Origin of the sequence: Neisseria sp. HMSC074B07 (assembly GCF_001810355.1) — a bacterium.
Classification (GTDB): domain Bacteria; phylum Pseudomonadota; class Gammaproteobacteria; order Burkholderiales; family Neisseriaceae; genus Neisseria.
This window is the reverse complement of record NZ_KV800878.1, coordinates 8,007-18,852: the sequence shown is the minus strand read 5'-3', so window position 1 is coordinate 18,852 and position 10,846 is coordinate 8,007. Positions and strand designations below refer to the sequence as shown.

The following is a 10,846-nucleotide window of genomic DNA, read 5'->3' as shown; positions in this document are numbered from 1 at the left end:
CCTTGTCCTGATTTAAAGTTAATCCACTATATTCTCTAAGGGGTCGTCTGAAAACGGTTTAGGCGATACGTTGGCGCATTTGCTCGAAAAGGCATACCGTTGCCGCCATGGCGACGTTTAACGATTCGGTCTGTCCCAGCATCGGGATTCTGACGCTGCCGTCGACTTTTTCCAAAATTTCCCGACTCACGCCGCTGCCTTCATTGCCGAAAACCCAAGCGCAAGGGGCATTTAAATCCAGTTGGTACAAGTCGGAGGGATTGCGCCCGTCCAAAGCAGTCGCCCATATTTTGTCCTGATAAGCATCCAGCCAATGCAGTAGAAAAACGCGGCTGTATATATTCAGCAGAAAATGTGCCCCCATACCCGCACGCAATACTTTGGGCGACCAAATATCGACGCAGTCATTACCCAACACAATCTGCCTAATGCCCGAAGCTGCCGCGCTGCGTAAAACCGTCCCGACATTGCCCGGATCTTGCAACCTGTCCAACACCACGCAGTCACCGCTTAAAGGCAAATCACCTTGCGGCGGAATCTCTATCCAAGTCATCACATCGTCGGCATCGTTCAGACTGGTGATTTTAGACAAGGCTTCGTTTCCGACCCAAGTAATACCATCTTCGTCCAAGCTGCTGATTAAATTTCGGATTTCAGGATGCGTGTTTTTACTTTCGGGCAAATACACTTGTTTGGGCGCATATCCCGCCTCTAAATAGACCTGCAAAAGATGCACGCCTTCCAACACGGTTTGCCCGTATTCACGGCGTGCTTTAGATTGTGTCAGCAGCTTGGATAAATGCTTGAGTTGCTCGTTTTGCGCGGAGGTAATCAATTTCATGTGCCGCATTATATAGCGGATTCAAATAAAAAGGATACAGCTCAATACCGTCCGACTTTGTTCAACCCGCTTTTTCAGACGACCTCAAGATGCATCCGGTCAAAAATAAAATCCCTGCCCGAATAGCTCGGGAAGGGATTTCTCTACTTGATGGAAATCTGTATCTCTATGCAGCTTAATGAACGACGGAATCCTGTTGAACCTGCGTTTCGGTTCGAACCGTAGTCTGACTCACACCTTTGTCATTCTTTGCAGATTCAGGCATTACCACGGCATCCGAAGCATTTTTGGCTGTCGGATTGGCGGCTACGGGTACGATATTTTCCTGTTGGTTTTTAGTTTCAACAGCTTTTTCAGCAACCATGCCTGAAGAGTCGCCCTTCACTTGCGGACCGAATTGCCATACGGCCACGGCAACCGCTGCCACGCTGGCGGCGACGGCGAAGGATTTGAAGAAGGAACTGTTCGCAGCCTGTACTTCCTTAACAACAGGCATCACAGCGGCAACTTCGGCTTCATGACGCTGTTTGTGTTCTTCGCTGATTTCCGCAAGCGTAGCGGTAAATGCCGCGCTTTGCATGAAATCTGCATCACGCCCCGTCCCTTCTTTATAGCGCATGCAATCGCCTAACAGATGGTACTCGTACCACGCTTCGGCAGCGGCATCGTCGGACAACAGACGGTCAAGCATCTCTTCGCTTACTTGGTCTCCATCCATCAGCATGGAAACATATTCTCTTGTTGTATCCATAGTTGTTACCATTTTTTTACCACCTTTGATTTTCAGAGGTTTCCAGCAGCGGCCTCAAATCTTTTGCTATTACTTCCCGCGCCCTGAAAATACGGGAGCGGACCGTTCCTATCGGACAATCCATAATTTTGGCTATTTCCTCGTAAGACAAACCGTCCATTTCCCGCAGGGTAATGGCTTTGCGTAAGTCTTCGGGCAAATGCGAAATTGTTGATTCGACTGTTTGCAGGATTTCCCGATTGATCATTTCAGCTTCCGGCGTATGGTAATCCGCAATCTGATCCGACAAATCCAGAATATCCCCGTCTTCGTTAGCAGCCTCTGCACTGACGAACGGCTGCTTTCCTGATGTTACTAAGAAATTCTTGGCTGTATTGATGGCAATCCGGTACAACCAAGTATAAAAAGCACTCTCACCCCGGAAATTCGGCAAGGCCCGATAAGCCCTAATCATTGCCTCTTGCGCCACATCATTGACTTCGTGTTCGTCTTTGACAAAACGGGAAATCAATCGAATGAGCCGACGCTGATATTTGGACATCAGCAACTCGAATGCTTTTTGTTCGCCCTTCTGCGCGCGCTCTACCAAGGCCTGATCAATCTGGCGATCATTCATATCTTACCTTTTATAATAACTGCATTATAAGCTATAAAATAGTAAAGCGTGCCGTGCCAGTTAAAGACAACTGCCGCCGTATTTAGTTCCATTTATATCTCAAAAATTTTCCGTAAACTGGTAAAAAACCGTCAAACCCTTGAAAATCGTGGCTTACCGTAAGGTTAACAATAGCAATGCAGTTTCCGTCAGTATTTGTGATAATCGGCCAGCATTTTCTGACGAACGGTACAATATGGTTTTCTTGCAACACTTTCTTAACGTTTTTATACAAAAAACCTACATTCATCATATCATCACTGCCCGCCGTCCGAATGATTCCTTCTTCTTCCAAGACCGATTCCGGCAATCCGTTGCGGTGCTGCACCAGAAAAAAGCCGTTTTCTTGGAGAATATCTTTCAGACGACCTCTGACTTCTTTTCCCTTTATCCAATCTGCGTCCGCAAACTGGTTTTGTTTCAATATGAATAAAAAATCCCGGTATAAACATACCGATGTTTCGCCGAACTGCCATTGTGCAGTTTCTGCTTCCAACAGTATCCGCGCGAAATCCGCCAGCTTTCTCGGAGAACTTTCCACAATCCCATTCTCTTTAAAAAACCGCCAAAGAATCCGGCTGCGGCGCGCTTCGCTGAATGTCTGCCAGCGGCTGACTTGAAAGCGCCCGCTTTGGCAAACCGTCTGATAATCCGCTTCGACAACTTCGTCCAAAATCGCCAAATCGGTTTGCAAAGAACGAATGTTGGCACAAACATGACGGTCAAAATTCGGAATGCGCTCCCGCCAAACCGGCAACGCCTCGTAACGCATCCAATTTCTTAAAAAAGCTGTATCAGCGTTACTTTCATCTTCGATGTTCGGCAGGTTGCAGACAGCAGCGTAGTTTTCTAATTCTTTTCGGGAAAACGTCAGCAGCGGCCGCCAAATTTGCGTTCCCTCATCCAGCTTGCGCCATGGCGGCATGACGGCAAGTGCTTTGATACCGCCGCCGCGAACCGCCGCGAGCATGAATGTTTCAATTTGGTCATCCTGATGGTGCGCCAATGCGATGATGCCGGAGGGGTCGTCTGAAAACGCCTGATAACGCGCTTTCCGTGCGGCGGCTTCGATTCCCAAGCCGTCTTTTTTGACTTCAACTTTTACGCTTCTAAACGGCACATTCCATTCTTGGCATAAGCGTGTGCAAAACCCCAGCCAGTCATCCGCATTGCGGCTCAATCCGTGATGAACGTGCAAAGCGTGTACGTCCAATCCAAGCTCTTCCCGCAAACACACGAGCATATGCAGCAACACCACCGAATCCAAACCGCCGCTTAGTCCGACCGTTACCGTACAACCATCTGGAAGCGAACGCGCCGAAAGACGCAAGGTTTCCAACAAACTGCGGCATTGAGGCGGAAGGTTTTCAGACGACGTCGGGTTCATATGGCGTAATCTATGTTATGTCCAAGGCAAGTTCTTAGAAATGAAAAAGCAGGCAGGGGGGCTTCTGCCTGCTTTTCTACACATCAATTGTTTACTTATCCGTAAACTTGCCGTAAGCCATAATCCGGTCGAAACGGCGCGACAGCAAATCCGCCATCGGCATATTTTGCGCTTCGCGCAACTCGGTTTCCAAAACCGTTTTGACGTTTTTCATGGTCGTTTCAAAATCACGGTGCGCACCGCCCAAAGGTTCGCTGATCACGCTGTCAATCAAATCCAATTCTTGCAGGCGTTTGGCGGTAATACCCAAGGCTTGCGCGGCATCTGCCGCTTTTTCGGCAGTTTTCCACAGAATAGACGCACAACCTTCCGGAGAGATAACCGAGTAAGTCGAATATTGCAGCATATTGACGTAATCGCCGACCGCAATCGCCAGCGCGCCACCGGAACCACCCTCGCCGATAATGGTACATAAAACCGGCACACGCAGGCGGGTCAATTCGTACAGGTTGCGTCCGATGGCTTCGGACTGACCGCGCTCTTCCGCGCCGATGCCCGGATACGCGCCCGGCGTATCTACAAAAGTCATCACGGGAATATTGAATTTCTCGGCGGTCTGCATCAGGCGCAACGCTTTACGGTAGCCTTCAGGGCGCGGCATACCGAAATTGCGACGGATTTTTTCTTTGGTGTCACGGCCTTTTTGATGGCCGATAACCATCACGCTTTGTCCGTTGAAGCGCGCCAAACCGCCGACGATGGCATGGTCGTCTGAATAATGGCGGTCGCCGTGCAACTCTTCAAAATCGGTGAAAATGGCTTGAATGTAATCTAAGGTGTAAGGACGTTGGGGATGGCGTGAAACCTGCGAAATCTGAGCGGGCGTCAGCTTGTTGAAAATCGATTTGGTCAAGTCGTTGCTTTTCTTCTGTAATCTGGCGATTTCATCGGAAATATCGACGGCGGATTCGCCCTGCACAAAGCGCAGCTCTTCGATTTTATTGGTTAATTCGGCGATGGGTTGTTCAAAATCCAAAAAAACTGGTTTCATAGGATGAAGCTCTCGGTAGGGACGCTGCCGCTATCATACGCCAATCAGGCATATTTGGCAGCATTTCTCATGGAGGATATGCCGTGCAAAACGGCAGATAATCGGGCGGATGCCTTTTCAGACGACCTTTTGCGGATGATATAGTATATCTGCACTAAACAAATGAAGTGCCGTATCTTATGATAAACTTCCATTCAGTTCAATCATTTCAAACAGGCTATGAAAAACGAACACGACAATACGGCGATGCGGCTCGACAAATGGCTTTGGGCTGCGCGCTTTTTCAAAACCCGCGCGCTGGCTCAAAAACATATCGAATTGGGCAGGGTTCAGGTCAACGGCGCCAAAGTCAAAAACAGCAAAAACATCAGCGCAGGCGACATCATCGACCTGACGCTCAATTCACTGCCTTACAAAATCAAAGTATTGGCACTCAACCACCAGCGCCGCCCCGCCCCCGAAGCGCGTCAGCTTTACGAAGAAGACATGAAAACCGCCTCCGAACGCGAAGCGCAAAAACAGCTTGACCAAGCAAGCCGCATCAGCGCGGCATATCCCGACGGCAGGCCGACCAAACGAGACCGCCGCCAACTCGACCGCATGAAGCGCGACAGCTGGTAGGTTTTTATAAATTCCGTTTCAACCGCGATGTACAGCAGAACGGATATATTTGAAACTCCGCCAAAAACAAATCATCCGTTTTTATAGTGGCTTAACTTTAAACCAGTACGGCGTTGCCTTGCCTTGCTGTACTGTCTGTACTGTGCGGCTTCGTCCGCCTTGTCCTGATTTAAAGTTAATCCACTATATTATTATTTCACGCAACTGACTTGACGGTTTTACCCGTCCGTTGTGTTGAGACTCCTGCCTGAAACCGCCGATTTCCGTAAAGTTGAAACGCATCGGAATCAGGTATAATCCATCCCTATTTCATTTTCAGACGACCTTGAGCCATTTAAGGATATTCCCATGAGCAAGAAACGCGTCCTCACAGGCGTAACCACCACCGGCATCCCGCATCTGGGCAACTACGTCGGCGCCATCCGCCCTGCCGTCCGCGCGGCGCAAAACCCCGATACCGAATCCTTCCTCTTCCTCGCCGACTACCACGGCATCATCAAATGCCACGAGCCGGAGATGATTCACCAATCCACCCAAGCCGTTGCCGCCACCTGGCTTGCCTGCGGACTCGACCCCGAGCGCACTACCTTCTACCGCCAAAGCGACATTCCCGAAGTGATGGAATTGAACTGGATTCTGACCTGCATCACCGCCAAAGGTCTGATGAACCGCGCCCACGCCTACAAAGCCGCCGTGCAGGCAAACGCTGAAAACAATCAGGAAGACCCCGACCACGGTGTAGAAATGGGTCTGTACAGCTATCCAATTTTAATGACCGCTGACATCCTGATGTTCAACGCCAACGAAGTCCCCGTCGGCCGCGACCAAATCCAACACGTCGAAATGGCGCGCGACATCGCCGGCCGCTTCAACCACCGCTTCAAAGAAGTCTTCACCCTGCCCGAAGTGAAAATCGACGAAAACGTCGAACTCTTGGTCGGCTTGGACGGACGCAAAATGTCCAAATCCTACGGCAACACCATTCCGCTTTGGGAAAACGACAAGAAAACCCAAAAATCGGTCAACAAAATCATCACCAACATGAAAGAGCCGGGCGAGCCGAAACAGCCCGACGAAAGTCCTCTATTTGAAATCTACAAAGCCTTCTCCACGCCGTCTGAAACCGCAGCGTTCACACAAATGCTTGCCGAAGGCCTGGCATGGGGCGAAGCCAAAAAACTCTTGGCCGCCAAAATCAACGCCGAGCTGGCTGAACCGCGCGAACGTTACAACAAGCTGACCGCCAATCCTTCGCAAATCGAAGACATCCTGCAGGCGGGCGCCGCCAAAGCGCGCAAAGAAGCACGCGAACTGCTGGACCAAGTACGCGACGCCGTCGGCATCCGTCCATTGAAGTAAATCTCAAAAGGTCGTCTGAAAAAGCAGTCCGCTTATATTTCAGACGACCTTTTCCTGTTTAAAACAAGGAATATCCGATGAAAGCCTTTCCAATTCTCTTATCCGCCCTTTTGCTCGCCGCCTGCGGCAAATCCGAAGCCCCAGCCGAGCCCGCCCAAAATGCCACCGAAGCCGCGCCCAAACCCGCGTTTAAAGTCAAATACATCGACAACAACGCCATCGCAGGCTTGGATTTAGGTCAAAGCAGTGAAGGCAAAACCAACGACGGCAAAAAACAAATCAGCTATCCAATTAACGGCTTGTCCGAACAAAACGTCATCCAACTGATCGGCAACCACCCCAACGATTTAGAAGTCATCAGCGGCAAATGTATGGAAACCGGCGACAAAGGCGAGCCTTTGGGCTGGACTGAAAACGGCAAATGCCATGCCTTGTTTGCCAAACTGGTCGGCAACATCGCCGAAGACGGTGGCAAACTAACCGGCTACCTCCTCTCCCACGCCGCCCTGCAACCGTATCAGGCAGGCAAAAGCGGCTATGCCGCCGTTCAAAACGGCCGCTACATCCTCGAACTCGACAGCGAAGGAATGTTCTACTTCCGCCGCCGCCACTATTGATCGAGCGGGTGCACCCATGACCGTACACACCTTAATCCGCGCCCTGCCTAAAGCCGAATTGCACGTCCATATCGAAGGCACGTTCGAGCCGGAATTGATGTTCGCCATCGCCGGGCGCAACGGCGTTTCCATTCCCTATGCGGATGTGGACGCCGTGCGCCGCGCTTACGATTTTCACAACCTCCAGTCCTTCCTCGATATTTACTACGCAGCGGCGGCGGTCTTGCTCCACGAACAGGATTTTTACGACCTGACCACCGCCTATTTCGCCCGCTGCCGTGAGGACAACGTCGTCCACACCGAAATCTTCTTCGACCCGCAAACCCATACCGCGCGCGGCGTACCGTTTGAAACCGTCATCAACGGCATTACCCGCGCCCGCCTGGAAGCGCAGGAAAAATGGGGCATTTCCAGCAGGCTGATTATGTGTTTCCTGCGGCATTTAAGCGAAGAGTCCGCGTTTGAAACGCTTGCCCAAGCGCAGCCTTTCAGACGACATATCGACGGCATCGGACTGGATTCGGGCGAACTCGGCAACCCGCCCTCGAAATTCGAGCGCGTCTTCGCCCAAGCCCGCGCACAAGGTTTTCCCGCCGTCGCCCATGCCGGTGAAGAAGGTCCGCCCGAATACGTTTGGGAAGCGTTGGATTTGCTGAAAGTCGTCCGCATCGACCACGGCGTGCGCTCCGAAGAAGACGAAACCCTTATGCAGCGCCTGATTGCCGAACAAATGCCCCTGACCGTCTGCCCATTGAGCAACCTCAAACTCAAAGTCGTCGGCGACCTGTCCCGGCACAACCTGCGCCGTATGCTTGAGTGCGGCGTATTGGTTACCATCAATTCAGACGACCCCGCCTACTTCGGCGGCTACCTCAACCAAAATTTCATCGAACTTGCCGACGCATTGGATTTGAATGAAACGGACATCCGCACCTTATGTAAAAACTCGTTCAAAGCCTCGTTTTTAAGTGCGGAAGAAAAAGCAAAACGGTACGCCGAAATCGACGGCATCCATGTTTAGACACAAAGCCGACCTGAAAAACAATCCGGTCGGCTTTGTTTTTATCTAAAAATACAAATCCTCTAACCACAGCCAATTCCCTACCAAACCACTCAACTATCCGCCCGAAATCTGTTAAAATACCGACCTATCCTAATAAATACAGCATCAAAAGGCACACAATCATGGCTCTTTTGCAGATTTCCGAACCCGGCATGTCCGCCGCTCCGCATCAACACCGCCTCGCCGTCGGCATCGACTTGGGTACGACCAACAGCCTGGTTGCCACCGTCCGCAGCGGCAGCCCGGTTTGTCTGACCGATATGGACGGGCGTACCACCCTGCCCTCTGTCGTCCGCTACGGCGAAGGCGATGCCGTCGAAGTCGGCAAAGCCGCCCTTGCCGCCCAAAAAACCGACCCGCTGAACACCATCAGCTCCGCCAAACGCCTCATCGGCCGCACGCTTGCCGACCTCGCGCAGGACGCGCAATACCTGCCCTACCGGTTCACGCCCAACGAGCGCGTGGTCGAACTGAACACCCGCCAAGGTGCCAAAACGCCTATCGAAGTGTCGTCTGAAATCCTCAAAGCCCTCAAATCGCGTGCCGAAGAAACATTGGGCGGCGATTTGGTCGGCGCCGTCATTACCGTTCCCGCCTATTTCGACGATGCCCAACGCCAAGCCACCAAAGATGCCGCGCGTTTGGCGGGCTTGAACGTATTGCGCCTGCTCAACGAGCCGACCGCCGCTGCGATTGCCTACGGGCTGGACAACGCCTCAGAAGGCACGTTTGTCGTTTACGACTTGGGCGGCGGTACGTTCGACGTATCCGTATTGCAACTGACCAAAGGGCTGTTTGAAGTCAAAGCCACCGGCGGCAACAGCGCATTGGGCGGCGATGATTTCGACCACCGCCTGTTCTGCCACCTGCTCGAACAAAACGACCTTTCCAAACTCAACGAGCGCGACAGCCAGCTTCTGCTTTCCCTTGTCCGCGCCGCCAAAGAACAACTGACCGGCCAAACCGAAGCCGTCGTCGAAGCCACGCTTTCAGACGGCCGCAAAATCCATACCGTCATTACCCGCCAAGAATTTCACCACCTGACGCAAAATCTGGTGCAAAAAACCATAGAGCCGGTCAAACAGGCACTGAAAGACGCGGGCGTGACCAAAGCCGACATCAAAGGCGTGATTATGGTCGGCGGTTCCACCCGTATGCTGCACGTTCAACAAGCAGTCGCTACCTTCTTCGGACAAACCCCGCTGAACAACCTCAACCCCGACGAAGTCGTCGCGCTCGGCGCCGCCATACAGGCGAACGTCCTTGCCGGTAACAAAACCGACGGCGAATGGCTGCTGCTGGACGTTACCCCCTTGTCGCTCGGTTTGGAAACCTACGGCGGACTCGCCGAAAAAATTATCCCGCGCAATTCCACCATCCCCACCGCGCGCGCGCAGGATTTCACCACCTTCAAAGACGGCCAGACCGCCATGACGATACACGTCGTACAAGGCGAGCGCGAACTCGTTTCCGACTGCCGCAGCCTTGCCAAATTTACCCTGCGCGGCATTCCGCCCATGACCGCAGGCGCGGCGCGTATCCGCGTTACCTTCCAAGTTGACGCCGACGGCTTGCTGTCCGTTTCCGCCCAAGAACAAAGCACCGGCGTACAGGCGCAAATCGAAGTCAAACCTTCCTACGGCTTGGACGACGACACCATCACCCAAATGCTCAAAGACAGCATGAGCAACGCCGCCGAAGACATGGTGGCACGCGCCCGCGCCGAAGCCGTGGTCGAAGCCGAAAGCCTGACCGACGCCGTCAACGCCGCCCTTGAGTTGGATAGCGATTTGCTGGATGCCGAAGAATTGCAACAAATCCAGCAAGACATCGCCGATTTGCAAGGTCGTCTGAAAGACGGCAACGCCGAAGACATCCGCGCCGCCGTCGCCAAACTCAGCCACAGTACCGACAACTTCGCCGCCAAACGCATGAACCGCAACATCCAACGTGCGCTGACGGGGCAAAGTGTCGATAATATTTGATGGTTAACCGATTTCAGACGACCTCGAAAGACACAAAGGTCGTCTGAAAATCTAATATCCAAACCGACACGATTTCTTCTATGAGACTCTGGCACCAAACCCTCATCCCCCTACTCCCCCGCGCCCAGCTTTTGGGGCAACACCGCGAATGCGCCGCCTTGCGCGGAGCAGGCTGGGGCAGGCCGCACGCGACGGTGAATTACGTTTTCACCCATTCGCCTGACAAGCTCTATCTGTATCACGCGTTGATTATGGAAGAAATGGAAAAACGCGGTTACAAACCCGACCCGTTGTGGAAAGACCCGCTGTACCGCGGCAAAGCGGTTGCCCCTTATCCCGCACACGATATCGAAGCCGCCGATTCGCCGATTTACCCCGAACACGATGATGCTTATCTGGACGAATGTCTGGAAAATTTAAAAAACAAAGGCATCGTGTTATAAACGGTTTCAGACGACCCTTTCATCACAAAAGGTCGTCTGAAATATAGTGGATTAACTTTAAACCAGTACGACG

Annotated in this window: 11 protein-coding genes; 6 read left to right on the top strand and 5 right to left on the bottom strand. The window is 52.2% G+C overall.

The window, feature by feature from the left end:
* Positions 1 to 58 precede the first annotated feature (58 nt).
* The 5 genes from HMPREF2726_RS00665 to HMPREF2726_RS00645 all read right to left on the bottom strand — a co-directional run bounded on the left by HMPREF2726_RS00665 (position 59) and on the right by HMPREF2726_RS00645 (position 4,685).
* The gene (locus tag HMPREF2726_RS00665; protein WP_009311352.1) at positions 59 to 841 is read right to left on the bottom strand and encodes a TrmH family RNA methyltransferase; all 783 of its coding nucleotides are present in this window, start codon (positions 839 to 841) and stop codon (positions 59 to 61) included.
* Positions 842 to 1,016: 175 nt separating this feature from the next.
* Entirely contained in the window at positions 1,017 to 1,592 is a 576-nt protein-coding gene (locus HMPREF2726_RS00660) for a sigma-E factor negative regulatory protein (protein WP_241429723.1), read from the bottom strand.
* 16 nt (positions 1,593 to 1,608) lie between these two features.
* Positions 1,609 to 2,208 (bottom strand): RNA polymerase sigma factor RpoE, encoded by a 600-nt coding sequence (gene rpoE / locus HMPREF2726_RS00655; protein WP_003758517.1) that lies wholly within the window; start codon positions 2,206 to 2,208, stop codon positions 1,609 to 1,611.
* Positions 2,209 to 2,290: 82 nt separating this feature from the next.
* Entirely contained in the window at positions 2,291 to 3,634 is a 1,344-nt protein-coding gene (gene tilS / locus HMPREF2726_RS00650; RefSeq protein WP_009311353.1) for a tRNA lysidine(34) synthetase TilS, read from the bottom strand.
* Positions 3,635 to 3,725: 91 nt separating this feature from the next.
* Positions 3,726 to 4,685: an acetyl-CoA carboxylase carboxyltransferase subunit alpha gene (locus HMPREF2726_RS00645; RefSeq protein WP_009311354.1), complete on the bottom strand. Its 960-nt coding sequence runs from the start codon at positions 4,683 to 4,685 to the stop codon at positions 3,726 to 3,728.
* 219 nt (positions 4,686 to 4,904) lie between these two features.
* On the opposite strand from HMPREF2726_RS00645, the gene HMPREF2726_RS00640 reads away from it, so the two are divergent.
* From HMPREF2726_RS00640 to HMPREF2726_RS00615, 6 genes are all read left to right on the top strand, one after another.
* Positions 4,905 to 5,306 carry an RNA-binding S4 domain-containing protein gene (locus tag HMPREF2726_RS00640; RefSeq protein WP_009311355.1) on the top strand — a complete coding sequence of 134 codons (402 nt, stop codon included), beginning with the start codon at positions 4,905 to 4,907 and terminating at the stop codon, positions 5,304 to 5,306.
* A 348-nt stretch (positions 5,307 to 5,654) separates the two neighbouring features.
* Positions 5,655 to 6,665 (top strand): tryptophan--tRNA ligase, encoded by a 1,011-nt coding sequence (trpS, locus tag HMPREF2726_RS00635; protein ID WP_070601870.1) that lies wholly within the window; start codon positions 5,655 to 5,657, stop codon positions 6,663 to 6,665.
* 77 nt (positions 6,666 to 6,742) lie between these two features.
* A complete protein-coding gene (locus HMPREF2726_RS00630; RefSeq protein WP_009311359.1) occupies positions 6,743 to 7,282 on the top strand; it encodes a hypothetical protein in 540 nt (179 codons plus the stop codon).
* Positions 7,283 to 7,298: 16 nt separating this feature from the next.
* On the top strand, positions 7,299 to 8,303 hold the full coding sequence (locus HMPREF2726_RS00625) for an adenosine deaminase (protein ID WP_009311360.1): 1,005 nt from the start codon (positions 7,299 to 7,301) through the stop codon (positions 8,301 to 8,303).
* A gap of 164 nt (positions 8,304 to 8,467) precedes the next feature.
* The gene (gene hscA / locus HMPREF2726_RS00620; RefSeq protein ID WP_009311361.1) at positions 8,468 to 10,330 is read left to right on the top strand and encodes a Fe-S protein assembly chaperone HscA; all 1,863 of its coding nucleotides are present in this window, start codon (positions 8,468 to 8,470) and stop codon (positions 10,328 to 10,330) included.
* A gap of 80 nt (positions 10,331 to 10,410) precedes the next feature.
* Positions 10,411 to 10,773: a TIGR02328 family protein gene (locus HMPREF2726_RS00615; protein WP_009311362.1), complete on the top strand. Its 363-nt coding sequence runs from the start codon at positions 10,411 to 10,413 to the stop codon at positions 10,771 to 10,773.
* The last annotated feature ends 73 nt before the right edge of the window (positions 10,774 to 10,846 follow it).

Excerpts from the sequence above, each read along its gene's own strand:
- HMPREF2726_RS00665 (WP_009311352.1), bottom strand. The coding sequence starts at position 841 with ATGAAATTGATTACCTCCGCGCAAAACGAGCAACTCAAGCATTTATCC.
- HMPREF2726_RS00660 (WP_241429723.1), bottom strand. The coding sequence starts at position 1,592 with ATGGATACAACAAGAGAATATGTTTCCATGCTGATGGATGGAGACCAA.
- rpoE (WP_003758517.1), bottom strand. The coding sequence starts at position 2,208 with ATGAATGATCGCCAGATTGATCAGGCCTTGGTAGAGCGCGCGCAGAAG.
- tilS (WP_009311353.1), bottom strand. The coding sequence starts at position 3,634 with ATGAACCCGACGTCGTCTGAAAACCTTCCGCCTCAATGCCGCAGTTTG.
- HMPREF2726_RS00645 (WP_009311354.1), bottom strand. The coding sequence starts at position 4,685 with ATGAAACCAGTTTTTTTGGATTTTGAACAACCCATCGCCGAATTAACC.
- HMPREF2726_RS00640 (WP_009311355.1), top strand. The coding sequence starts at position 4,905 with ATGAAAAACGAACACGACAATACGGCGATGCGGCTCGACAAATGGCTT.
- trpS (WP_070601870.1), top strand. The coding sequence starts at position 5,655 with ATGAGCAAGAAACGCGTCCTCACAGGCGTAACCACCACCGGCATCCCG.
- HMPREF2726_RS00630 (WP_009311359.1), top strand. The coding sequence starts at position 6,743 with ATGAAAGCCTTTCCAATTCTCTTATCCGCCCTTTTGCTCGCCGCCTGC.
- HMPREF2726_RS00625 (WP_009311360.1), top strand. The coding sequence starts at position 7,299 with ATGACCGTACACACCTTAATCCGCGCCCTGCCTAAAGCCGAATTGCAC.
- hscA (WP_009311361.1), top strand. The coding sequence starts at position 8,468 with ATGGCTCTTTTGCAGATTTCCGAACCCGGCATGTCCGCCGCTCCGCAT.
- HMPREF2726_RS00615 (WP_009311362.1), top strand. The coding sequence starts at position 10,411 with ATGAGACTCTGGCACCAAACCCTCATCCCCCTACTCCCCCGCGCCCAG.